Source organism: Paracoccus sp. (in: a-proteobacteria), assembly GCF_030538755.1.
GTDB lineage: Bacteria > Pseudomonadota > Alphaproteobacteria > Rhodobacterales > Rhodobacteraceae > Paracoccus.
Genome location: NZ_JAUNTJ010000024.1, coordinates 15,418 through 39,572 on the forward strand (window position 1 = coordinate 15,418; position 24,155 = coordinate 39,572).

At 64.6% G+C, this 24,155-nt stretch carries 23 protein-coding genes; 13 read left to right on the plus strand and 10 right to left on the minus strand.

What is annotated here, in order from left to right; translation table 11 throughout:
* Positions 1-22 precede the first annotated feature (22 nt).
* The 6 genes from Q4G14_RS13025 (at position 23) to Q4G14_RS13050 (ending at position 4,874) form a co-directional block, all read left to right on the plus strand.
* On the plus strand, positions 23-943 hold the full coding sequence (locus Q4G14_RS13025; protein WP_303362188.1) for a manganese-dependent inorganic pyrophosphatase: 921 nt from the start codon (positions 23-25) through the stop codon (positions 941-943).
* Positions 943-1,812 (plus strand): TIGR01459 family HAD-type hydrolase, encoded by an 870-nt coding sequence (locus Q4G14_RS13030; RefSeq protein WP_303362189.1) that lies wholly within the window; start codon positions 943-945, stop codon positions 1,810-1,812. The genes Q4G14_RS13025 and Q4G14_RS13030 overlap by 1 nt, the downstream gene beginning before the upstream one ends.
* Positions 1,813-1,975: 163 nt before the next feature.
* A complete protein-coding gene (locus Q4G14_RS13035; protein WP_303362190.1) occupies positions 1,976-2,419 on the plus strand; it encodes a MaoC family dehydratase in 444 nt (147 codons plus the stop codon).
* A 27-nt stretch (positions 2,420-2,446) separates the two neighbouring features.
* Positions 2,447-3,376 carry a bifunctional riboflavin kinase/FAD synthetase gene (locus tag Q4G14_RS13040; RefSeq protein WP_303362191.1) on the plus strand — a complete coding sequence of 310 codons (930 nt, stop codon included), beginning with the start codon at positions 2,447-2,449 and terminating at the stop codon, positions 3,374-3,376.
* The gene (locus Q4G14_RS13045) at positions 3,376-3,816 is read left to right on the plus strand and encodes a YcgN family cysteine cluster protein (RefSeq protein WP_303362192.1); all 441 of its coding nucleotides are present in this window, start codon (positions 3,376-3,378) and stop codon (positions 3,814-3,816) included. Before Q4G14_RS13040 ends, Q4G14_RS13045 begins: the two co-directional genes overlap by 1 nt.
* Complete coding sequence (locus tag Q4G14_RS13050) at positions 3,813-4,874, plus strand: low specificity L-threonine aldolase (RefSeq protein WP_303362193.1); 1,062 nt, start codon at positions 3,813-3,815, stop codon at positions 4,872-4,874. The genes Q4G14_RS13045 and Q4G14_RS13050 overlap by 4 nt, the downstream gene beginning before the upstream one ends.
* Before the next feature lie 4 nt (positions 4,875-4,878).
* Here the strand turns inward: Q4G14_RS13050 and Q4G14_RS13055 are convergent, their stop codons facing one another.
* Complete coding sequence (locus Q4G14_RS13055; protein WP_303362194.1) at positions 4,879-5,631, minus strand: NAD kinase; 753 nt, start codon at positions 5,629-5,631, stop codon at positions 4,879-4,881.
* 123 nt (positions 5,632-5,754) lie between these two features.
* Between Q4G14_RS13055 and glyA the strand changes: the two genes are divergently transcribed.
* Positions 5,755-7,038 (plus strand): serine hydroxymethyltransferase, encoded by a 1,284-nt coding sequence (glyA, locus tag Q4G14_RS13060; protein WP_303362195.1) that lies wholly within the window; start codon positions 5,755-5,757, stop codon positions 7,036-7,038.
* Between the two features lie 100 nt (positions 7,039-7,138).
* Here glyA and Q4G14_RS13065 read toward each other — a convergent pair whose 3' ends face one another.
* Positions 7,139-7,528 (minus strand): hypothetical protein, encoded by a 390-nt coding sequence (locus Q4G14_RS13065; protein WP_303362196.1) that lies wholly within the window; start codon positions 7,526-7,528, stop codon positions 7,139-7,141.
* Positions 7,529-7,769: 241 nt separating this feature from the next.
* On the opposite strand from Q4G14_RS13065, the gene Q4G14_RS13070 reads away from it, so the two are divergent.
* Positions 7,770-8,546 carry an alpha/beta fold hydrolase gene (locus Q4G14_RS13070; protein ID WP_303362197.1) on the plus strand — a complete coding sequence of 259 codons (777 nt, stop codon included), beginning with the start codon at positions 7,770-7,772 and terminating at the stop codon, positions 8,544-8,546.
* Between the two features lie 41 nt (positions 8,547-8,587).
* Positions 8,588-10,183, plus strand: coding sequence for a peptide chain release factor 3 (locus tag Q4G14_RS13075; protein ID WP_303362198.1), 1,596 nt, complete (start codon positions 8,588-8,590; stop codon positions 10,181-10,183).
* A 138-nt stretch (positions 10,184-10,321) separates the two neighbouring features.
* Here the strand turns inward: Q4G14_RS13075 and Q4G14_RS13080 are convergent, their stop codons facing one another.
* Together Q4G14_RS13080 and Q4G14_RS13085 are read right to left on the minus strand one after the other, a co-directional pair.
* Entirely contained in the window at positions 10,322-10,753 is a 432-nt protein-coding gene (locus Q4G14_RS13080; RefSeq protein WP_303362199.1) for a hypothetical protein, read from the minus strand.
* A 158-nt stretch (positions 10,754-10,911) separates the two neighbouring features.
* Entirely contained in the window at positions 10,912-11,739 is an 828-nt protein-coding gene (locus Q4G14_RS13085; RefSeq protein ID WP_303362200.1) for a transglutaminase family protein, read from the minus strand.
* 276 nt (positions 11,740-12,015) lie between these two features.
* On the opposite strand from Q4G14_RS13085, the gene Q4G14_RS13090 reads away from it, so the two are divergent.
* Complete coding sequence (locus Q4G14_RS13090; protein WP_303362201.1) at positions 12,016-12,798, plus strand: 3-hydroxybutyrate dehydrogenase; 783 nt, start codon at positions 12,016-12,018, stop codon at positions 12,796-12,798.
* 116 nt (positions 12,799-12,914) lie between these two features.
* Here Q4G14_RS13090 and Q4G14_RS13095 read toward each other — a convergent pair whose 3' ends face one another.
* The 6 genes from Q4G14_RS13095 to Q4G14_RS13120 form a co-directional block, all read right to left on the minus strand.
* Complete coding sequence (locus tag Q4G14_RS13095; protein WP_303362202.1) at positions 12,915-13,382, minus strand: CinA family protein; 468 nt, start codon at positions 13,380-13,382, stop codon at positions 12,915-12,917.
* Entirely contained in the window at positions 13,379-13,876 is a 498-nt protein-coding gene (locus Q4G14_RS13100; RefSeq protein WP_303362209.1) for a phosphatidylglycerophosphatase A, read from the minus strand. Before Q4G14_RS13100 ends, Q4G14_RS13095 begins: the two co-directional genes overlap by 4 nt.
* A complete protein-coding gene (locus Q4G14_RS13105) occupies positions 13,872-15,014 on the minus strand; it encodes a bifunctional 2-C-methyl-D-erythritol 4-phosphate cytidylyltransferase/2-C-methyl-D-erythritol 2,4-cyclodiphosphate synthase (protein ID WP_303362203.1) in 1,143 nt (380 codons plus the stop codon). Before Q4G14_RS13105 ends, Q4G14_RS13100 begins: the two co-directional genes overlap by 5 nt.
* On the minus strand, positions 15,011-17,191 hold the full coding sequence (gene purL, locus Q4G14_RS13110; RefSeq protein ID WP_303362204.1) for a phosphoribosylformylglycinamidine synthase subunit PurL: 2,181 nt from the start codon (positions 17,189-17,191) through the stop codon (positions 15,011-15,013). The genes Q4G14_RS13105 and purL overlap by 4 nt, the downstream gene beginning before the upstream one ends.
* A gap of 85 nt (positions 17,192-17,276) precedes the next feature.
* The gene (locus Q4G14_RS13115) at positions 17,277-18,227 is read right to left on the minus strand and encodes a hypothetical protein (RefSeq protein ID WP_303362205.1); all 951 of its coding nucleotides are present in this window, start codon (positions 18,225-18,227) and stop codon (positions 17,277-17,279) included.
* Between the two features lie 315 nt (positions 18,228-18,542).
* Positions 18,543-19,463: a LysR family transcriptional regulator gene (locus Q4G14_RS13120; RefSeq protein WP_303362206.1), complete on the minus strand. Its 921-nt coding sequence runs from the start codon at positions 19,461-19,463 to the stop codon at positions 18,543-18,545.
* Positions 19,464-19,624: 161 nt separating this feature from the next.
* Between Q4G14_RS13120 and Q4G14_RS13125 the strand changes: the two genes are divergently transcribed.
* The 3 genes from Q4G14_RS13125 to Q4G14_RS13135 form a co-directional block, all read left to right on the plus strand.
* The gene (locus Q4G14_RS13125) at positions 19,625-23,020 is read left to right on the plus strand and encodes an indolepyruvate ferredoxin oxidoreductase family protein (RefSeq protein WP_303362207.1); all 3,396 of its coding nucleotides are present in this window, start codon (positions 19,625-19,627) and stop codon (positions 23,018-23,020) included.
* Between the two features lie 65 nt (positions 23,021-23,085).
* Positions 23,086-23,898 (plus strand): glutamate racemase, encoded by an 813-nt coding sequence (locus Q4G14_RS13130; protein ID WP_303362208.1) that lies wholly within the window; start codon positions 23,086-23,088, stop codon positions 23,896-23,898.
* Between the two features lie 24 nt (positions 23,899-23,922).
* On the plus strand, positions 23,923-24,155 hold a 233-nt coding region (locus tag Q4G14_RS13135), incomplete at its 3' end, for a cytochrome c maturation protein CcmE (protein WP_303362210.1).

Sequence of the window (24,155 nt, forward strand, 5' to 3'; positions counted from 1 at the left end):
CGCAGATATGCAAAGGCGCAACATGACGATCAAGGTTTTCGGCCACACCGCCCCCGATACGGATTCGACCGGCTCGCCCATCATCTGGGCCTGGTATCTGAACGAAGTCCGCAAGCAGCCGGCCAAGGCCGTTCTTCAGGGCGAACCGAATACTGAAGCGGCGTGGATGCTGAACCGCTGGCGTCTGGACAAGCCCGAAATCATCGCTGACGTGGCCGCCGGCGACAAATGCGTGATCGTGGACACCAACAACCCCGCCGAACTGCCCGCCAGTCTGGCCGAAGCCGAGGTGATCGAGATCATCGATCACCACCTGCTGGCCGGTGGCGTGAAGACCAAAAGCCCGATCAACATCACCATCCGTCCGCTGGCCTGCACCGCCACGATCATGCACGACCTGATCGGCGACGACATGGCCCGCGCGCCCGAGGGGATCAAGGGCGCGATGCTGACCTGCATCCTGTCCGACACGCTGGAATTCCGCAGCCCGACGACGACTCCGCATGATCGCGCCGTCGCCGAAAAGCTGGCGGCCGATCTGGGCGTGAACATCACCGACTATGCGACCGAAATGTTCGCCGCGAAATCCGATGTCTCGGCCTTTTCCGACGATGCTCTGCTGAAAATGGACAGCAAGGAATATGAACTGGGCGGCAAGCAGTTGCGCGTTTCGGTGCTGGAAACCACCGCGCCGCAGGTTCTGCTGGACCGCAAGGCTGCGCTGATGGCCGCCATGCCCGCCGTTGCCGCCGCCGATGGTGCCGACGAGGTGCTGCTGTTCATCGTGGACATCCTGAAAGAAGAGGCCACCCTGCTGGTGCCCAACGATTTCGTCAAACAGGTGGCCGAGCGCAGCTTTGGCGTGGTCGTGACCGGCGACAGCGTGGTTCTGCCCGGCGTGATGAGCCGCAAAAAGCAGATCATCCCCGTTCTGGCGGTCTGATGACCCGCATCATTGACAGCCTGTCGCAGATCGGCGGCGGTTATGATGCGCTGCTGTGCGATCTGTGGGGCTGTTTGCACAATGGCAAACGGCCCTATCCGGCGGCGGTCGCGGCGTTGCAGGCGTTTCGCGCCGGGGGCGGGCGAGTGTGTTTGCTGACCAACTCGCCACGGCCGTTTGGCGCGGTGCAGGCTCAACTGGATGGTATGGGCGTGCCGCGTGATGCCTGGGATGTGATCGTCAGTTCCGGCGATGCGACACAGGCGGCGATGATGGCGGGGCAGGTCGGGCAGAAGGTCTGGTACATCGGCGCCGCCAAGGATGACGTGTTCTTTAACGATCTGCCCGCCGGTTTCGCCGATGCGCCGCCGGTGGCGCGTGTGCCGCTGGATCAGGCGCAGGGCATCATCTGCACCGGGCCGTTTGACGAAGCGACCGAAACGCCGCAGGATTACCGCGACCGTTTCGCCGATGCGATCGCGCGTGGCCTGCCGATGCTGTGCGCCAACCCCGACATCGTGGTGGATATGGGTGAAACCCGCATCTATTGCGCCGGTGCGCTGGCGGAACTGTATCAGGATATGGGCGGGCAGGCGTTCTATTTCGGCAAGCCGCACTCTCCGGTTTACGACATGGCGCGCACCCGGCTGGGGCTGAGCGCCGATGCCAAGGTGCTGGCCGTGGGCGACGGTATCTTGACCGATGTGCTGGGGGCGGCGCAGCAGGGCATTGACGCGCTGTTCGTCACCGGCGGTCTGGCGGCCGAGGCGATGGGGCCGGATGTGGAAAACCCCGATGCTGCCCTGCTGGCCGAATGGCTGGCGCAACAGGGGCAGGTGCCGCGCTATGCTATTGGTCGGCTAAGATAAATTCCCGCCACAGATCAGAAACGCCCGCCCGATCCGGCGGGCGTTTTGCGTTTCGGGCGTGGAATGTGCCGGTAACAATATTATACTTTTGGCGGGTCGAGGGCTATTTTCTTGCGTGGCGCTGGTTTTGCTGCTATGCAGCATCCGTTCTTTGGAGGTCAGGATGTTGGATAACCTTCCCCGCGGCACCATCGTCATCGAGGATCTTGAGGTCGGGATGATGCGTTACCTGCAAAAGCATGTGACGGATCGCGACATCGAACTGTTCGCCGAGGTCTCGACCGACCGCAACCCGGTGCATCTGGACGATGCCTATGCGCAGGACACCATATTCGAGGGCCGTATCGCCCATGGGATGCTGACCGCCGGGCTGATTTCCGCCGTGATCGGGGAACAACTGCCGGGGCATGGCACCGTCTATCTGGGCCAGACGCTGAAATTCATGGCCCCCGTGCGCCCCGGCGATCTGGTCCGGGCCGAAGTGACGGTGGATGCCATCGACCACGCGAAACGGCGGGTCACGCTTGCAACCCGCTGCCTTGTCGGTGATACGGTCGTTCTGAAAGGCGAGGCGGTCGTGCTGGCCCCCAGCCGCAAATTCGACTGACGGGCCGCTGGCCCCAAGGGGGCCGCATTGCGCATCCATCGTGACTGGACCGGACTTGCCGCACATGATCGCGGTGCCAGCGTGGCGATGGGGAATTTCGACGGCGTGCATCTGGGCCATCGCGCGGTGATCGACACCGCCCGCCACGCCGCCGACGCGCCGCTGGGTGTGGTGACGTTCGAACCGCATCCGCGCGAATATTTCGCCCCCGATGCCCCCCCTTTTCGCCTGATGAATGCCGAGGCGCGGGCCAACCGGCTGGCGCGTCTGGGTGTGGCGCATCTGTATGAACTGCCCTTTGGCCCGGTGATGGCGGGGCTGACCCCTCAGGGGTTCGCCCGCGATGTGCTGGCCGATGGTCTTGGCGTGGCGCATGTCACGGTCGGCGCCGATTTCCGTTTTGGCAAGGGCCGGGCAGGGGATGCGGCCATGCTGGAAACCTTGGGCCGCGAGATGGGCTTTGGCGTCACCATCGCCCCGCTGCTGGGGGCAAACGGCACTGATTACAGCTCGACCGCGATTCGCGCCGCGCTGGCCGATGGCCGCCCGCGCGATGCCGAACGGATGCTGGGCCACTGGCACCGCATCGAAGGCGAGGTGCTGCACGGCGACAAGCGGGGCCGCGATCTGGGCTGGCCCACGGCGAACATGTCGGTTCAGGGGCTGCATCTGCCGCGCCTTGGGGTCTATGCCGTGCTGGTCGATGTGCTGACCGGCCCGCAAAAAGGCCCGTGGCAGGGCGTCGCCAGCCTTGGCGTGCGCCCGATGTTCGGCGAAAATCGCCCCAATCTCGAAGTGCATCTGTTCGATTTCTCCGGCGATCTTTATGGCCAGCACCTGTCGGTTGCTCTGGTCGATTTCCTGCGGGACGAGGCGAAATTCGACAGTCTCGATGCGCTGGTCGATCAGATTGCCGCTGACGCCGCGCAGGCCCGCGCTGTTCTGGCTGGTCCCTGATGCGGCCAAATTTCTGGGAACTGCCGCTGACCACCCTCACCCGCGACGAGTGGGAGGCGCTGTGCGACGGCTGCGGCAAATGCTGCCTGAACAAGCTGGAGGATGAAGACACCGGCGAGGTTGCCTTTACCCGCGTGTCCTGCAAGCTGCTGGATGGGCAGACCTGCCGCTGTTCGTCCTATCATAATCGCCACGATTATGTGCCCGAATGCGTGGTGCTGACGCCGGACAAGATCGCCAGGATCGCCTATTGGCTGCCGCGCACCTGCGCCTATCGCCTGCGGGCCGAGGGCAAGCCGCTGGAACACTGGCACCCGCTGATCTCGGGCGACCCGGACTCGGTTCACGATGCCGGGGTCAGCGTGCGCGGCTGGACGGTTTCCGAGGCCAGCGTGACCGAGGATGACTGGGAAAACCTTCTGATCGAGGATTTGTCATGAATTTCGGGTCGGACAACTGGTCGGGCGTGCATCCCGCGATCTGGGATGCGATGGGGCGCGCGAATGCCGGGCTGGCGCCGGGTTATGGCAACGACGATCTGACGGCGGCGGCGGTTGCGGCGGTGCGCGAAACCTTTGATGCGCCGCAGGCCGAGGTGTTTCTGCTGGGCACCGGCACCGGGGCGAATGCGCTGGCTCTGTCACAGATCTGCCCGCCGTGGGGTCGCATCTTTTGTCACGAGTCCGCGCATATCCACACCAGCGAATCCGGCGCGCCCGGCTATCTTTCCGGCGGGGCGCAACTGGCGCTGGTGCCGGGTGCGGATGGCCGCCTGACGCCCGATGCGCTGCGCGACACGCTGGCGCTGTATCCGCAGGTCGATGAACATGACGGGCAGAACGCGGTGCTGTCGATCACCAATACCAGCGAATGCGGGCGCGTCTATGGCCCCGCCGATCTGGCGGCGCTGTGTGATGTGGCGCATGGCGCGGGCATGGCCGTGCATCTGGACGGCGCGCGCTTTGCCAATGCCGTGGCGGCATCCGGGGCGGCACCCGCCGATCTGACATGGCGTGCGGGCGTGGATGCGCTGTCGCTGGGCGGCACCAAGAACGGCTGCATGGCGCTGGAAGCGGTGGTGATCTTTGATCCCGCCCGCGCCGCCGGGTTCCGCTTTCGCCGGATGCGGGCCGGGCATCTGTGGTCCAAGCACCGCTTTCTGGCCGCGCAGATGCTGGCATGGCTGGACGGCGGCTTGTGGCTGGACCTCGCCCGTCACGCCAATGCCATGGCCGCCGATCTGGCGCAGGGGCTGGCCCCGATCTGGCCGGTCGAGGCGAACGAGGTTTTTCTGCGCCTGCCCACCGCCCGCATCAGCGCCCTGCGCGCAGCCGGGCTGAAGGCCGCAGATTGGGACATGCCCGCCGGTTCGCCAGACACCGCCGCGATTCGCCTTGTGACCAGTTGGGCCACGACGTCCGAACAGGTGGCGGCGGCGCGGGCGCTGCTGCTGGCGGATCAGGACGGGGCACAGGCCGCCCCTGCGCTGCGCCAGTGACCGCCTAAACGAATTGCTCGCGCATCAGCCGTTCCTCCATCCCGTGGCCGGGGTCGAACAGGATGGTATGGGCAAAGTCAGGCTCTGACCGGATTTCCACCCATTCCACCCGCTCGACCCCCTGGGAATCGGCATCGGCCATCACCGGGCGCTTTTCGGGTTCCAGCACGTCAAAGCGCACCAGCGCCGTCTTGGGCAGGATCGCCCCCCGCCAGCGGCGCGGGCGAAAGGCGGCGATGGCGGTCAGGGCCAGCACCTCGGACCCCATCGGCAGAATCGGGCCATGCGCGGAATAGTTATAGGCGGTGGACCCGGCCGGCGTGGACAGCAGCACTCCGTCGGCCACCAGTTCCGGCATCCGCACCTGCCCGTTGACTGAAATGCGCAGCTTGGCCGCCTGCGCACCCGCCCGCAGCAGGCTGACCTCGTTGATGGCAAGGGCGCGATATTCGCCCCCGCCCGGCGTGCCCGCCACCATCGACAGCGGATTGGTCAGCGTGATTTCCGCGGCGGCGATGCGCTCGGGCAGGTCGTCCTCGGCATAGTCGTTCATCAGAAAGCCGTAGGTGCCGCGGTTCATCCCGTAAACCGGCAGCCCGGTCATCTGATGCAGCGTGGACAACATCAGCCCGTCGCCGCCAAGCGCCACGATCACCGCAGCACGGTCCGCCGGCACCTGACCATAGCGCGCGGTCAGCCGGGCCAGTGCCGTCTGGGCGCTGTCTGTCTGGCTGGCTGTGAAATGTATGTCCCCCATAAGGGCATCTTCACCGCCCTCGCGCGCTTGGCAAGTCGCAAATGCCCCCTGCCGATGTCGCAACCGCCCTTTGCGCGCCCTGTCAAACCGGCTACACGATCCTGACACCAGCAGGAGGCCCCTATGACCGACACCGGATTCTTCACCCAGTCCCTTGCCGACCGCGATGCCGATATTGCGCGCGCCATCGACCTTGAACTGGGCCGCCAGCGCGATGAAATCGAACTGATCGCATCGGAAAACATCGTGTCCAAAGCCGTGTTGCAGGCGCAGGGCAGCGTTCTGACCAACAAATACGCCGAAGGTTATCCGGGCAAACGCTATTACGGCGGTTGCCAGTATGTGGACATCGTGGAAGATCTGGCCATCGACCGCGCCAAGGAACTGTTCGGCTGCGAATTCGCCAACGTCCAGCCCAATTCGGGCAGCCAGATGAACCAGGCGGTGTTTCTGGCGCTGCTGCAACCGGGCGACACGTTCATGGGGCTTGACCTGAACTCGGGCGGGCACCTGACCCACGGCTCGCCGGTGAACATGTCGGGCAAATGGTTCAACGTGGTCAGCTATGGCGTGCGCCAGCAAGACCAGCTGCTGGATATGGAGGCGATCGCCGAATCCGCCCGCCAGCACAAACCCAAGCTGATCGTCGCCGGCGGCACCGCCTATTCCCGCATCTGGGATTGGGCCGCCTTCCGCAAGATCGCCGACGAGGTGGGCGCCTATCTGATGGTGGACATGGCCCATATCGCCGGTCTGGTGGCGGGCGGCCAGCACCCCTCGCCGCTGCCGCACGCCCATGTCGTGACCTCGACGACGCATAAATCCCTGCGCGGCCCGCGCGGCGGCATGGTGCTGACCAACGATGCCGAGATCGCCAAAAAGATCAACAGCGCCGTGTTCCCTGGCCTGCAAGGCGGCCCGCTGATGCATGTCATCGCCGCCAAGGCGGTCGCCTTTGGCGAGGCGCTGCAACCCTCGTTCAAGGATTACGCCGCGCAGATCGTGAAAAACGCCCGCGCCATGGCAGACGAACTGATGAAGGGCGGCATCGACATCGTGTCGGGCGGCACCGACAACCACCTGATGCTGGCCGACCTGCGCCCCAAAGGCGTGACCGGCAAGGCGACCGAGGCAGCCCTTGGCCGCGCCCATATCACCTGCAATAAGAACGGCGTGCCCTTCGACCCGGAAAAACCCTTCGTGACCAGCGGCATCCGCCTTGGCACCCCCGCAGGCACCACGCGCGGCTTCAAGGAAGACGACTTCCGCCAGATCGCCCGCTGGATCGTCGAGGTCGTCGATGGCCTTGCCGCCAACGGCGATCAGGGCAATGCCGAAGTCGAAGCCAAGGTCCGCGACGAAGTGTCGGCCCTCTGCGCCCGCTTCCCGCTGTATCAAGGCATGTAAAACAGCGGCGCGGCGCGTATCACAATGCGCCGCGCCCGTGCTTCCTGTTTGTCCAAATACGCATCTTTGGGCCGGGCCGCGCCCGCCGCACCCGACGCGGCTAGTTCCGCGCCACCATCACCCAGACAATCACCGCCGCCAGCACCATCAGGCCAAAGGCGACCGATGCGGCAAAATTCACCGTGCGGTTCTTCCACCGGCTGACCGACCCCAGCGGCGTCAGATAGCGGGTCAGGGCGTGATGGGCGCGCGTGGCCGGGCGCTTGTCGATCTGCCGGGCGATCCGGGGCGCGGTGACCACCGCATCGGCCTGCGCCAGAATCAGCGCCTGCCGCCGCAGATGACGGGGCAGGGCACCGCCGCGACGGCGGATCATATCGGCCAGCGACGGAAACTCGCCCCGCCGCGCCCCGCCAAAGCGATCCGCCATCAGACGGGCCACGTCATCGGCCATGCGGCGCAAATCTTCGGGTGTCTGGGCCTGTTTCATGGCGGCAAGGATAGGGCGGCGCGGCGCTCAAGGCCAGCCATTCGCGAAACTTTGCTGGTGCAGGGCGCGACGCGCTTGCAAAATCCCCTGCATTCCATGAAGACATAAGGCAGATTCGGTCGCACGACCGGCTGTGGCCACTGTAGTTGAGATTTCTCTTACATATTTGAACTAAAAAGGATCGTTTCGGCATTTGCACAATCTGAACGTGTGCTTTACGCTGGGGCAGGAAGGAACGGACATGCTCAAGACGTATGAGATCGGTGACAGCGATGGCAAGCTGGTGGTCATGGTCCATGGCCTGTTCGGTCAGGCGCGGAACCTGGGTGCCCTTGCCCGCCGTCTGGCACAGGACGGGCGGCGCGTCGTTTCCGTCGATATGCGCAATCACGGCGACAGCTTCTGGTCCGACGATCACACCTATCCCGCCCTTGCCGAAGACCTGGCCGAGGTGATCGAATCGCATGGCGGCCGCGCCGATCTGGTCGGGCATTCGATGGGCGGCAAGGCCTCGATGACGCTGGCGCTGACCCGCCCCGAAATGGTGCGCCGTCTGGTGGTGATGGACATCGCGCCGGTCTCTTATTCCCACGACCAGTTGGGCATGATCGACGCGATGGAGGCGATTGACCTGACCGGCATCCGCCTGCGGTCGCAGGCCGACACCCGGCTGGCGGAACATATTTCCGACCCCGGCATCCGCGCCTTTCTGCTGCAATCGCTGAACGTCAAGGAAACCCCGCCGCAGTGGAAGGCGAACCTGCGCGTGCTGCGCGCGCGGATGCCCGAACTGGTCGGCTGGCCGTCGGAACTGACCGGCAAGCATTTCTATAACCCCACCATGCTGCTGACCGGCGACGATTCCGATTACGTCACCGAAGAAGGCCGGGTGGCGATGCGCAACCACTTTCCGCTGGGGCGGATCGTGCGGGTCAAGGCGGCGGGGCACTGGCTGCACGCGGATGCGCCCGACACGACCGCAGGCGGCATCGCGGCCTATCTGGCCGGGCCGGGCTGACCGGCCTTGCCCCGGTGCGGGGCCGGGGGTAAATCGCGGGCATGGAAAACCGCCCCGCACTCCCGCCCGAAATCGCCCGCCGCCGCACCTTCGCGATCATCTCGCATCCTGACGCGGGCAAAACCACGCTGACCGAAAAATTCCTGCTGTTCGGCGGGGCGATCCAGATGGCCGGTCAGGTCCGCGCCAAGGGCGAGGCGCGGCGCACCCGGTCTGACTTTATGAAGATGGAACAGGATCGCGGCATTTCCGTTTCCGCATCCGCCATGTCGTTCGAATACGGCCAGTTCCGCTTTAATCTGGTCGATACCCCCGGCCACAGCGACTTTTCCGAAGATACCTATCGCACCCTGACCGCCGTGGACGCCGCGATCATGGTGATCGACGGCGCGAAAGGCGTGGAAAGCCAGACCCGCAAGCTGTTCGAGGTCTGCCGGCTGCGCGACCTGCCGATCCTGACCTTCTGCAACAAGATGGACCGCGAATCCCGCGACACATTTGAAATCATCGACGAAATTCAGGAAAATCTGGCCATCGACGTGGCCCCCGCCAGTTGGCCCATCGGCATGGGCCGCGACTTTATCGGCGCCTATGACCTGCTGCATGACCGGCTGGAGATTATGGACCGCGCCGACCGCAACAAGGTTGCCGAAACGGTGAAGATCACCGGGCTGGACGACCCCAAACTGGCCGATCACATCCCCGCCGATCTGCTGGCCAGGCTGCGCGAAGAAATCGAAATGGCGCGCGAATTGCTGCCTGCCTTTGATCGCAAATCCTTTTTGGAAGGGCATCTGACCCCGATCTGGTTCGGCTCGGCCATCAACAGCTTTGGCGTGCGCGAACTGATGGAGGGCATCGGCAATTACGGCCCCGAGCCGCAGCCGCAGAACACCGCCGAACGCCAGATCGCGCCCGAGGAAACGCCGGTCACGGGCTTTGTGTTCAAGGTGCAGGCCAATATGGACCCGAAACACCGCGACCGCGTGGCCTTTGTGCGGCTGGCGTCGGGCCATTTCGAACGCGGCATGAAGCTGACCCATGTGCGCTCGCGCAAGCCGATGGCCGTCACCAACCCGGTGCTGTTCCTTGCCGCCGACCGCGAACTGGCGGACGAGGCATGGGCCGGCGACATCATCGGCATCCCCAACCACGGCCAATTGCGCATCGGCGATGCCCTGACCGAGGGCGAGGCGCTGCGCTTTACCGGCATTCCGTCCTTTGCGCCCGAACTGCTGCAAACCGTCCGCGCCACCGACCCGATGAAGGCCAAGCATCTGGAAAAGGCGCTGATGCAATTCGCCGAGGAAGGCGCGGCCAAGGTGTTCAAGCCGATGATCGGTTCGGGCTATATCGTCGGCGTCGTCGGCGCGCTGCAATTCGAGGTGCTGGCCAGCCGGATCGAGCTGGAATACGGCATCCCGGTGCGGTTCGAGCCATCGCAATTCACCAGCGCCCGCTGGGTTTCCGGCCCGCAGGACAAGATCGACGCCTTTGCCAACACCAACAAACAGCACATGGCGAACGACCACGACGGCGACCCGGTTTACCTGACCCGCCTGCAATGGGACATCGACCGCGTGGCCCGCGATTACCCCGACGTGCGGCTGACCGCGACCAAGGAAATGATGGTATAGGCCGACACCTGCGCCGCTTGAACTTGACGGTTCAGGTTCCGGCGACCGCCTTTTCGCCGGGATCGCAAGAGCAAGGCCCGTCATAAAAAAAGCGGGCCGAAGCCCGCCTTTGTCACCGTTGAAACGGTGGAACCGGGATTAATCCAGTTCCCATTTAAGCAGGTTGCCTGCGGTATCGTAATCGGCCTCGAAGGGGCGGTTCTGGGCGTCGCGGCCTTCGATTTCGGTGCTGTCATGGTCAAAGTCGATTTTCTCGAACTCGCCATCAATGGGGAAACGCTCGGCGTTGCGCAGGGTTTCAGGCAGGATCGCGGCAACGGCGCTGATCGGGATCAGACGCGGGTTGCGAGCCTCGATTTCTTCAAGATGACCATTGCGGTCAAAGTCCAGCTCGACAATCTGACCACCCGGCAGGGTGCCGCTGAGATCATTGCCACGGCGCGTCACGTCGGTCAGTTGCAGGGCCGAGATGGCCTCATCCGCGGTCAACTGAGGGCGGGCTGTATCCTGAGCCATGACGGGCAGGGCCAGTGCGGCAGCGGTCAGAGCGGTTGCGATCAGAGTTTTCATTCGGAGATCTTCCTTAATGGTTAAGGTGCCCATATGGGGGCGGGGCGCGCGATTACAAGGACGGCCCGAAAAAGGTGATCCCTGCGGCCCGCCTTGCGAATTGATGTGGGCCAGGATCAGCCGATCACGGCGGATATGTTTTGCCGATCTTGCCCTGATTATGCGAGCCGGTGCCCGGCCTCGTCCACCTCATCCGTCCAGACGGTGAATGACGCCAGTTCGTGCGGGCCAAAGCTGGACATCAGCGCCACATCCGCCGCGTCACGGCCATGGCCGATCACGATACGCCCGATGCGAAAGGCATTGTTGCGCGGATCAAAGGTCCACCAGCGGCCCGACAGATAGACCTGCATCCAGGCCGCGAAATCCATCGGATCGGGCGATGGCGGCACGCCGATGTCGCCCAGATGCCCGTTGATATAGCGCGCCGGAATGTTCAGCGCCCGGCACATCGCAATCGCCAGATGCGCAAAGTCGCGGCAGACCCCTTTGCCCTGCTCCAGCGCGTCATGTGCCGTCCGCGTCGCATCGGCATCGCCATAGTTAAAGGCGATGTGGCGATGCACCCAGTCCACCACCGCCTGCACCCTGTCCCAGCCGGGCGGCATGGTGCCGAACAGATCCCACGCCGCCGGGCTGACCAGTTCCACATCGCAATAGCGCGAGGCCATCAGGTAGATCAGCACATCATCGGGCAGCGCCTCGACCGGCATTTCCTGCGCGTCGTGGCCGACCGGATCGGGCAGGCCGCTGTCGGCGATGATCGCATCCGACCGCAGCGTGAATCGCCCGCCGGGGGCCGTCAATCGCGTGCAGAAATTGCCATACATGTCCAGATAGGTGGAAAAGGGCACGCCCGGATCGGTGGAAAACCGTTCGGGACCGCGCAGATCCAGCTTGCGTTCGGGGCGGGCAGACATCTGCGCGATCAGCGGCAGCGGCCCCTGCGTTTCGATCGCCATCTCATAGCCATAGCGGATCAGCATCGGTTAACCTTTACCCGCGGCTTCCCGATCTGCGCTGCCCGCGCGCCGGATTGTGTGAGCTGTGTGTTTTCCATTAAAAAAGCATCGGGCCAACACGGCAGCGGTTTCAATGGTTGCGAGGCCCCAGGCATCATAGATCAATGAGACAGCCTTATTTTGCAGCGGTTTTGCCTATGAAACCGCCAGTTTGCCGGGGCGCGCAGCCCGCTTGTGCCGCTGGCTGATTTCGCCCATGTTGCGGGCGCAACAGGCTGTCATCAAATGAAGGACAAGCAGATGTTTCAGAAATTCCTGACCGGCAAGACGGCGGTCATCACCGGATCGAACTCGGGCATCGGGCTGGGTGTGGCCGAGGAACTGGCCCGCGCAGGCGCCAATGTGGTGCTGAACAGCTTCACCGACCGCGACGAAGATCACGCGTTGGCCGAAAAACTGGCCAAGGAACACGGCATCACCGCCCGCTATATCAAGGCCGACATGTCCAAAGGGGACGAGTGCCGGGCGCTGATCGAACAGGCCGGGGCCTGCGATATTCTGGTGAACAACGCTGGTATCCAGCACGTCGCGCCGGTGGACGAATTCCCCACCGAAAAATGGGACGCGATCATTGCGATCAACCTGACCTCGGCCTTTCATACCACTGCCGCCGCGCTGCCGCTGATGCGGGCGGCAGGCTGGGGCCGGGTGCTGAATATCGCCTCGGCGCACGGGCTGACAGCCTCGCCCTATAAATCGGCCTATGTGGCGGCCAAACATGGCGTCGTCGGACTGACCAAGGTGACGGCACTGGAAACCGCCGAAGAGCCGATCACCGCCAACGCCATCTGCCCCGGCTATGTGCTGACCCCGCTGGTCGAAGAGCAAATCCCTGATACCATGAAGAAATACAACATGGACCGGGACGAGGTGGTGCGCAACGTCATGCTGGCCCGCCAGCCCTCGAAAGAGTTTGCAACAGTGCAGCAGATGGGCGGCACGGCGGTGTTCCTGTGCAGCCCGGCGGCCGATCAGATCACCGGCACCACCATCAGCGTGGACGGCGGCTGGACCGCACTCTGACCGGCGTTGCGCCCCAAGGTGCGTATTTATCCAAACAGGAAGCCCGCAAGGTTCCGATAACGGCGCGGATGCTTCCTGTTTGTCCAAATACGCATCTTGGGGGGCGGCATTACCGCTCAGCGCGTCAGTGCCTCCAGCAGCAGGGCCAGCGCGTGCTGGACTGTTGCGGCACGGACATTGCTGCGGCCAAGCGGGCCGAAATCGACGGTTTCGGTTTCGGTGCCTTGCGGGGTGGCGATGCCGAAACAGACGCGGCCTTCGGGCTTGTGATCTGACCCGCCCGGCCCGGCGATGCCGGTGACGGATACTGCGATTCCGGCGGCTGACCGGGCGAGTGCGCCTGCGGCCATTTCAGCGGCGGTTTCTTCGCTGACCGCGCCGTGGGTGTTCAGTGTGGCGGCGGTGACGCCCAGCATGTCGCGTTTGGCGGCGTTGGAATAGGTGACAAAGCCGCGGTCAAAGGCATCGCTGGACCCCGGAATTTCGGTCAGCGCCCCGGCGATCAGGCCGCCGGTGCAGCTTTCTGCGGTGGCGATCATCACGTTGCGGGCGCGGGCGGCGGCCAGAACCTGCGCTGCGCTCACATCAGCAATCCGTGGCTGAGAGCGGCGGCGGCCATGGTGGCAAGGCCCGCGAACAGCCCGGCCCAGAGGTCATCCAGCATCACCCCAGCCGCATCGCCGCGCCGGTCGGCGCGTCCGACCAGCCACGGTTTCCAGATGTCGAACAGGCGGAAAAACAGGAATGCCGCGACCCAGCCAGGATAGGGGAAGCTGTCGGCAGGCAGGCCCATCAGCCAAAAGCCCACAGAGGGAAAGCACAGCGCCAGCCATTGCCCGGCCACCTCGTCGATGACGATCTCGCGGCGGTCGGGGTCGGCCATGCCTGCGGTATGGCGGACGACGGCCCAGAACCCAAGCGCGGTCACGGCGGCGGTGGCGATGGCCAGCAGCGGGAAATGCCCGATGCGGTGGATCAGCAGTCCAAGCGCGACCGCGACCGCCGATCCCCATGTGCCGGGAGCGGGGCGCAACAGGCCGGCGCCGAACCAGATGCAAAGGATGCGTTCCATCTTAATCCTTTATCAGTGTGGCAGTGGCGATAGCGGCGATCCCCTCGCCCCGTCCGGTAAAGCCCAGACGTTCCGAGGTGGTGGCCTTGACGCTGATGCGGTCGGGGGCAATGCCTGTGATCTCGGCCAAGCGGGCCATCATTGCGGGGGCGTGCGGGGTGATCTTGGGCTGTTCGCAGATCAGGGTCACATCGGCATTGCCGATACGGAACCCCATGTCGCGTGCCAGATTGGCGGCGTGGCGCAGAAAGATGGCGCTGTCGGCACCTTTCCACTGTGGATCGCTGGGGGGGAAGTGGCGGCCGATGTCGCCCTGCGCCAATGCGCCATAGATCGCATCTGTCAGCGCGTGCATTCCGACATCGGCATCCGAATGGCCGACAAGGCCCTGATTATGCGCTATTTTCACGCCGCACAGCCAGACGTGATCGCCCGGACCAAGCGCGTGAACGTCGAAACCGTTGCCAAGGCGAACATCCATTGCGGCCCCCAGAATGCGTTCGGCCCGCGCGAAATCGGCGGGGTAGGTGATCTTCAGGTTGTCTTCGGACCCCGGCGTGATGGTGACGGGAATCCCCGCGCGCAGGGCCAGTTCTACATCGTCGGCGGCGGTGCCTGCGTCGGCGTAGTGATTGCGTATTTGGGCAAACAGGAAACCCTGCGGCGTTTGTGCCCGGAACAGGCCGTCGCGCGGGGTGGGTTCGCTGACTTGGCCGTTCATGCCGCGCCACAGGGCATCGGTGACGGGCAGGGCCGGGGCGGCGGCGGGGGCACCGGATTGCAGCGCCTTAATCACGCCATGGATGACGTGATCGGGCACCAAGGGGCGCGCGCCGTCGTGGATCAGCACATGGGTTGTGGCATCGCCCAATGTTTCCAAGGCGTTGGCGATGCTGGCCGTGCGCGTGTCTGCGCCTGCGACGATGATGCAGCGCCCGCCAAAGGTCTCGATGGCGCGCGGCATATCGTCGGGGTGGACGGTCAGGATGACCGTTTCAAACCCGGCAAAGGCGTCCAGCGTATGCGCCAGCACCGTTCGCCCTGCCAACATCTGCCATTGTTTCGGCAGATCGCCCCCCGCGCGGGTGCCGCGCCCGGCGGCGGTGATGATGGCGGCATAGCCGGGGGGCGCGGTGATCGTCATGCGTGGTCGGGCGTATCGCCGTGGATCGCGTTAGCAAAGGCGCTGCGGTAGAGCGCCGACAGATCGGCCAGATCGCCCGCATCCTCGCCCATTTGCACCGCCATGCCGCCGAATTGCCCGACCTGAGCCGCCGGGATGCCTGCGGCCTGTGCTGCATCCAGAAGGGCCGCGGCCCCCGGACCATCGGCGGCGATCAGATAGCGCGCCTGATCTTCGCCGAACAGTTCCGCGATATTGTCGCTGCTCAGGCGGAGACCGATGCCGGCGGCTTCGGCCATTTCGAAGGCGGCCAGCGCAAGGCCGCCGTCCGACAGGTCGGTGGCGGCGCGGATATGGCTGCGGTTCGCGCGGATGAATTCGCCATGGGCGCGTTCTGCGCTCAGATCGACGGGCGGCGCGTCGCCGGTTTCCACGCCAAAGGCTTCGGCGGCCAGTGCCGATTGGCCCAGATGGCTGCCCGGTGCGCCGATCAGGATGGCCACATCGCCGTCTTGCGGCTGGCCTGCGATCAGGTCGTCCAGTTTTTCGATCAACCCGACCGCGCCGATGGTGGGGGTTGGCAGGATGCCGGTGCCGTCGGTTTCGTTATACAGCGACACGTTGCCCGACACGATGGGGAAATCCAGCGCCCGGCATGCCTCGCCGATGCCTTTGATGGCACCGACGAACTGGCCCATGATTTCCGGCTTTTCTGGGTTGCCAAAGTTCAGGTTGTCGGTGGTCGCCAAGGGGGTTGCGCCCACGGCGCAGAGGTTGCGGAATGCCTCGGCCACGGCCTGTTTGCCGCCCTGATACGGGTTTGCCTTGACATAACGCGGGGTTACGTCGCTGGTGAAGGCCAGTGCCTTGTCGGTGCCATGCACCCGCACCACGCCCGCGCCCATGCCGGGGCGGCGGATGGTGTCGGCGCCCACCTGCGTGTCGTATTGTTCCCAGACCCAGTGTTTGCTGGCGTAATTGGGCGAACCGATCAGCGCGCGCAGGGCGGCGATGGGGGTGATCGCGGGCAGGGCGTCCAGCGGCGCGGCAGGCGGCGTTTCGACCCATGGCCGGTCATATTCCGGCGCCGAGGAGGACAGTTTCGACAGCGGCAGATCGGCCATCACCTCGTTTCCGTGCAGGATCAGGAAGCGATCCTCGGCGATGGTTTCGCCCACGATGGCGAAATCGAGATCCCATTTCTGGAAAATTGCCCGCGCTTCGGCCTCGCGCTCGGGCTTCAGGACCATCAGCATCCGTTCCTGCGATTCCGACAGCATCATTTCATAGGCGGTCATGTTGGTTTCGCGCTGCGGCACATGGTCAAGGTTCAACTGGATGCCCAGGCCGCCCTTGTCGCCCATTTCTACCGCCGAACAGGTCAGCCCCGCCGCGCCCATATCCTGAATCGAGATCACGGAATCGGTCGCCATCAGTTCCAGGCAGGCTTCCAGCAGGCATTTTTCGGTGAAGGGGTCGCCGACCTGCACGGTGGGGCGCTTTTCCTCGATCGTGTCGTCGAATTCGGCGCTGGCCATGGTCGCGCCGCCGACGCCATCGCGGCCGGTTTTTGCGCCCAGATAGACCACCGGCATCCCCACGCCGGATGCCGCCGAATAGAAAATCTTGTCCGCATCGGCCAGCCCCGCCGCAAAGGCGTTGACCAGACAGTTGCCGTCATAGGCGCGGTGGAACCGCACCTCGCCGCCGAGGTTGGGCACGCCGAAGGCGTTGCCATAGGCGCCGATACCCTCGACCACGCCCTTGACCAGATGCGGGGTTTTCGGGTGTTCGGGGCGGCCAAATGACAGCGCGTCCATGGCGGCAATCGGGCGCGCGCCCATGGTGAACACGTCGCGCAGGATGCCGCCGACGCCGGTGGCCGCGCCCTGATGCGGTTCGATATAGGACGGGTGGTTGTGGCTTTCCATCTTGAAGACCACGGCCTGCCCGTCGCCGATGTCCACCACGCCCGCGTTTTCGCCGGGGCCGCAGATCACCTGCGGGCCGGTGGTGTGCAGCGTCCGCAGCCATTTCTTGGACGATTTATAGGAGCAGTGTTCGTTCCACATCGCGCTGAAGATGCCCAGTTCGGTGAACGTGGGTTCGCGCCCGATGATGTCGAGGATCCGTTGATATTCGTCAGGCTTCAGCCCGTGCGATGCGATGAGTTCGGGGGTGATGGCCGGTTCCTGCATCTTAGCTAGCGCCCTGCGTTGGAAATATCCTCTGCTTTTAGGGTGCAGCGCGGCGGGGTGCAAGGAAGGCCCGCCGCGCCTGCGTTTAGTTCCTGTCCAGTCGCAGCCGCGCCACGAAATCGCCCGCGCCGCTGCCGGTGCGGGTGATGCGCACGGTTTGCGCGCCGTCTTGCGGCAGGGGCAGCGGCTGATCCGAGGTCAGCGTGGCTTGCGTCGGCGCGGTCAGTTGCACCCGAAAGCCATCGGCGCGCGGCATCACCAGGGTCAGCGTCTGGCCGGGGGATGATGTGATCGTATAATCGCAATGCCCGCCGCTGGCGATGCGGCCCGATATGGCGATGGCGTCGCGATCCAGCGGCTCGGCCGGGGTGCAGGTGGTTGTGCCGCTGGCAGGGGCGGTTTGTGCGGTTGCCGCGGGGGCAGGGGGGGCTGGTGTGCTGGCCGGAGGCGTGGCGGGCGCGGGCGCAGACGCCGGGCGTGGCTGCGGGCGCGTGCCTGCGACGGCGGTGGGTGCGGGGCGTGTGGCCGGTGCGGTGGCGGCGGCGCTGTCCGGGGCGGCGGGGCGCGTGGCGGGGGCCGGCTCGGCCGGGGTGATGGGCGGCGTTACCGTGCGCCCGGCGGGCCGGGCCTGCGGGCGCGTGGTTGCTGTCGCGGGCGTGGCCGCGCCGGTGATCCGGAACTCAACCGTGAACTGTGGGGCCTGCCCCATCGAGGCATTGTCGGGGTTTTGCGACAGGCGCACCGTATATTCGCCGCTCTGCGGCAATTCCCACGGCTGACCTGCCAGATCGTGTTGCACCGGCGCGATCACCCGCGCCGCCACCCGGCCCTGAGAATTGATGCTGGCCGATAGCCTTTGCCCGGCCTGACCGCTCAACTGAAAGTCGCAGGCCGAGGCGCCCACGATCCGGCCCCCCACCAGCGCGCTGTTCTGCCCTTGCGCAAAAGTCACCGGCCCGCCGCAGCCCGATTGTGCAAACGCCGCCCCGCCCCAGATCAAACCTGCCGTTGTGGCAAGCATCAGCCGCATCATCATTTTTGCCTCATTCGTTTTTTCTTGGCGACAGTTTGGCATCTGCGCTGCACAGCGGAAAGGCACCTTGGCGTGATCGCCCGGCAGATGAAAAAAAGCCGGGCACAAGGCCCGGCCATAGTCCAACAGGGAGGTTGAAGGCGATATGCGGTTGCGCAATCATCACCCTCTTGGCGGATGTATGGGCAGCAGGGCCGTGGATCAAGAAATTTCCTGCTGCGATTGCAGCATAGCACCTATGACGTTGCCGAATGGCTACACGCGTTGGTTGTGATCCTGGGCGGCTGCCCTGCATTGCACAAATAAAAACCAATCGGTTCAATCGACTGTTTCGCGGATCGCGTCCGATTCGACCTGCTTGCGGCGATAGGTCTGAATTTCCTCCAGCACGAAATCGCGAAAGGCGGTAACGCGCCGGGACTGACGCAATTCTTCCGGGAATGCCAGAAATACCGGCACCTCGACCGATTCGATGTCGGGCAAGACCCGGATCAGGTCGGGGAAATCGGCGGTCAGATAGTCGGGCAGCACCCCGATGCCGACCCCGGCCAGAACCGCCTGCAAGACGCCGAAATAGTTGTTCACCATCAGCGTCGAACTGACGTTATGCGACAGCAGCATATGCGACAGCACCGCCCCGGCAGAGACTTGCGGCGTCGAAGGTTGCTGGCAGATCAGACGGTGCGGCGACAGATCCTCGACCCGGTCGGGCACCCCGGCGGCATCCAGATAGGCGCGGGTGGCGAACAATTGCATACGGATGTTCAGCAGGCGGCGGCGCACCAGATCGGATTGCTGCGGCTCTTTCATGCGGATGGCGACGTCTGCTTCGCGCATGGGCAGGTCCAGCACCCGCTCTTCCAGCAGCAGGTCGATTTTCAGGTCGGGATAGCGCGAATACAGTTTCGACAGGCGCGGCACCAGCCACAGCGTGCCGAACCCGACCGTCGTCGTGACCTTCAATTCGCCAAAAACGTGTTCCTCACTGTCCCTGATTCGCGCAGAGGTTGTTTCCAGCTTGCGCGCCATCGACGAGGTGGCGTCGAACAGCAGCTCGCCCTGTTCGGTCAGAATCAGGCCGCGGGCGTGGCGGTGGAACAGCGTGGTGCCCAGGGATTCCTCCAGCGCGCGGATCTGGCGGCTGACGGCGGATTGCGACAGATGCAGAACATCGCCCGCGTGGGTCAGGCTGCCAGCATCCGCAACAGCATGAAAAATCCGTAACTTGTCCCAATCCATGGGTTCTATCCCGCAACGCCTGTCATGCAATCAGCGCAACCCTAGCGGCAGGTCCGCCTTGTGCCAATAGTGCGAGAGTATGAATTTTTTCCTTCATCGGTCAACAATTCTGACCTATACTGCGACGATACGTCATCCGCGTTTCTTGGGGAGGGGACCAGATGGGCAAGACGGAATTTTCGCTGGCGGACCGTTTCGATCTGTCGAAATCGCAGGTTTTGCTGAACGGCACGCAGGCGCTGGTGCGGCTGATGCTGATGCAGGCGGCGCGCGACAAGGCGGCGGGGCTCAACACCGCAGGGCTGGTGACGGGCTATCGCGGCAGCCCTCTGGGCGGGGTCGATCTGCAAATGATGCGGGAAACCAAGCGGTTATCCGCCGCAGGGGTGCTGTTTCAGCCCGGCCTGAACGAAGACCTTGCTGCCACCGCCATCTGGGGCAGCCAGCAGGCGGAAATGCGCGGAGAGGGCAAATACGACGGCGTGTTTTCGCTGTGGTATGGCAAGGGGCCGGGGGTGGACCGTTCCGGCGACGTGATGCGCCACGCCAACATGGCCGGATCGTCGGTGCATGGCGGCGTGGTGATGGCCATGGGCGACGACCACACGGGCGAATCCTCGACCGTGCTGCATCAGTCGGACTGGGCGATGATCGACGCCTATATTCCGGTGCTGTCGCCCGCCGGGGTGCAGGAAATTCTGGATTACGGGCTGTATGGTTTCGCGCTGTCGCGCTTTGCCGGGGTCTGGACCGGCCTGAAAACCATGAAAGACACGGTAGAAGTGACCAGCGTGGTGAACGGCGATCCGAACCGGATGCGCTTTGTCACCCCCGATTTCGCGATGCCCGACGGCGGGCTGAACATCCGCATCGGCGATACGCCCATCGCGCAAGAGGCGCGGATGATCGACCATAAACGCAACGCGGCCGAGGCATTCGCCCGCGCCAACCGCATCGACCGCAAGGTCTGGGGTCAGCCGGGCGCGCGCATCGGCTTTGTCGCGGCGGGCAAGAACTGGCTGGATCTGGTCCACGCCCTGTCCCTGCTGGGCATCGACGAGGCCGAGGCCGACCGGCTGGGCATTACCACCTACAAGGTGGGGCAGACATGGCCTCTGGACATGAAGTCCATGCAGGAATGGTCTGAAAACCTTGAACTTATCGTCTGCGTTGAAGAAAAGCGCAAGCTGATCGAGGTGCAGTTGAAAGAGGCGATCTTTGACAATCGCCGGGGCCGCCGCGTCCATGGCTGGCGGCATGACCGCACGCATGAGGAACTGTTCCCGACCCGCTATGCGCTGGACCCGGTGATGATCGCCCAGAAAATCGGTGGCATCCTGATCGAGGAAGGGCGCGGCACCGATGCCATCAAGGCCGGTCTGGATCGCATCAACGAGGTGCGCCGCAACGATAATGCACCTGAGATTGCCGTCAGAACTCCTTGGTTTTGTTCGGGTTGTCCGCATAACAGCAGCACCCGCCTGCCACAGGGCAGCCGTGGTTATGCCGGGATCGGCTGTCACTATATGGTGCAGTGGATGGGCCGCGAAACCAACGGGTTCACCCATATGGGGGCCGAGGGGGTGAACTGGGTCGGCGAAGCGCCGTTCAGCACGCGATCCCATGTTTTTCAGAACCTTGGCGACGGAACCTATAATCATTCCGGCTCTTTGGCGATCCGCGCGGCCAAGGCGGCGGGGACGAATATCACCTACAAGATCCTGTATAACGACGCTGTTGCGATGACCGGCGGTCAGCCGAACGAAGGCGACCTGACCGCCCCGCAGATCGCGCGCGAGTTGCTGGCCATGGGCGTGGCCCCGGTGGTCGTCGTCTATGACGAAAAAGAGGACGTGGACCGGGGCCAGTTCCCGCAGGGGCTGCGGTTCGAGGAACGCGGCAGCATGATGGCGGTGCAAAAGGAGCTGGAACAGGTCGGCGGCGTCAGCGCGATCCTGTATATCCAGACCTGTGCCGCCGAAAAGCGCCGCCGCCGCAAAAAGGGCCAGTTCCCCGACCCCGACCGCCGCATCTTTATCAATCCCGAAGTTTGCGAGGGCTGCGGCGATTGCTCGGTCCAGTCGAACTGCGTGTCGGTCGTGCCGCTGGACACCGAACTGGGCCGCAAGCGCGAGATCGACCAGTCGTCGTGCAACAAGGACTATTCCTGCGTGAACGGGTTCTGCCCCTCGTTCGTGTCGGTGCGCGGCGGCAAGCTGCGCCGGCCCAAAGGCTCGGACATGGCGATCCCCGATCTGCCCGCGCCCGTGCTGCCGGTGATCGAGGGCACCCATAACGTGGTGATTACCGGCGTCGGCGGCACCGGCGTCGTGACCATCGGTGCCATTCTGGCGCAGGCCGCGCAACTGGATGGCAAGGGCGCCGGCATGATGGAGATGGCGGGGCTGGCCCAAAAGGGCGGGGCGGTGCATATCCACCTGCGGCTGGCCAATGATCCCGCCGATATTTCCGCCATCCGCGTCGCCGTGGGCGAGGCCGATTGCATCATCGGCGGCGATCTGGTGGTGACGGCGGGGGCCAAGACCATCGGTCTGATGACGCAGGGCCGCACCGGCGCGGTGGTCAACGATCACGAAATCGTCACCGGCGAATTTACCCGCTTTCGCGATTTTCAGGTGCCCTCGGACCGGCTGAAACTGTCGTTGCAGGCGCGGCTGGCGGATCGCGCGGCCTTTTTCGATGCCAGCGATCTGGCGCTGCGGGTCCTGGGCGACTCGATCTATTCCAACATGCTGGTGATGGGGGCCGCGTGGCAGCAGGGGCTGATCCCGCTGTCCGAGGCGGCGATCCTGCGCGCGATCGAGATGAACGGCGCCAAGGTGGCCGAAAACCAGCGCGCCTTTCAGATCGGCCGTTGGGCGATGGCCTTTCCCCGGCAGGCGGCCGCAGCGGCCCGCCCGCCCGAACCCGAGGCCGCGCCCGATCCCGTCGCCTATCGCGCCGCGCGGCTGGTCGATTATCAGGATCAGGCTTTGGCCGACAAGTTCATGGCTTTGGTCAACCGCGCCCCCGCTGATCTGCGCGAATCCGTGGCGCGCGGTTATTACAAGCTGTTGGCCTATAAGGATGAATACGAGGTCGCGCGCCTGCATCTGCAAACCGCGGATCAGGTCGCGGCGCACTGGCAGGGCGACACGCGGCTGTCGTTCCACCTTGCGCCGCCGATCCTGCCGGGGCGCGATGCCAATGGCCGCCCGCGCAAGCGCGAGTTCGGGCAATGGGCGCTGCCGCTGTTCCGGCTGCTGGCGCGGCTAAAGGGGCTGCGCGGCAAGCCCTATGATCCGTTCGGCTGGCTGGCCGAGCGTCGGGCCGAGCGCGCGGCCATCGCGGAATACGAATCCGACATGGCCGAGCTGTTGCCCAAGGTGACGCCCGCGACCATGGCCACCCTGCGCGAACTGGCCGAATTGCCGCTGACCATCAAGGGCTATGGCATGATAAAGGACGACGCCATCGCCGCCGCCGCCGCCCGCCGGGCCGAGCTGCTGGCCGAGTTCCGCGCCGGCGGATCGCCCATGCGGCAAGCGGCCGAATGACTTAGGTCATTTCCCTTCGCGCGCTGCGGGGTTATGACTGCGGCGCGCGACAAGGGGATTTTGGCATGGCGGTTGGCGTTTTCGATTCCGGTCTGGGTGGTCTGACGGTGCATCAGGCCATTGCCGCCCGGCTGCCCGATCTGCCGCTGGTCTATCTGGGCGACAACGCTCATGCGCCTTATGGCGTGCGCACGCATGACGATATTTTCAACCTGACGACCGCCGCCACCGAACGGCTGTGGGCCGAGGGCTGCGATCTGGTCATTCTGGCCTGCAACACTGCCAGTGCCGCCGCGCTGCGCCGGATGCAGGAAACATGGCTGCCTGCGGGGAAACGGGTGCTGGGTGTGTTCGTCCCCATGATCGAGGCGCTGACCGAACGCGCATGGGGCGACAATTCGCCGCCCCGGCGGGTGGCGGTGAATAATGTCGCGCTGTTCGCCACCCCGGCCACGGTCGCCAGCCGCGCCTTTCAGCGCGAACTGGCCTTTCGCGCCGTAGGGGTCGATGTCGAGGCGCAGCCCTGCGGCGGTGTCGTCGATGCCATTGAAATGGGCGACGAAATTCTGGCCGAAGCCCTTGTGCAAAGCCATGTCGAGGCGCTGTTGCGCCGGATGCCCCACCCCGAGGCGGCGATTCTGGGCTGCACCCATTATCCGCTGGTGCAGGATGCGTTCCAGCGCGCCTTAGGGTCGCAGGTCAAGGTTTTCAGCCAGGCGGGGCTGGTGGCGGAAAGCCTGGCTGACTATCTGATCCGCAGGCCCGAATTCACCGGGCCGGGCACGGAATCGAAATATCTGACCACCGGCGATCCTGTGCGGGTGTCTGGCAAGGCTACGCAGTTTCTGCGCCGTCCCATCCGCTTTGAGGCCGCTTAACCAAAGGGGGAACCCATGGCCGGGTTGAAATCGCTGAAAAAAACGCGCCGTATTCAGGTTTTGTCGGCGGCTGCCGTGGCGTTGGTCGTGGCGGCGGGCTTGATCGGCTATGGGTTCCGCGACGGGATCAACCTGTATCGCTCGCCCTCGCAGCTGACGGAAAGCGTGCCTGATCCGGGCGAGTATTTCCAGCTTGGCGGGCTGGTCAAGGAAGACAGCATCACCGACCGCCACGGGGTCGAGTTCCGCTTTGTCAT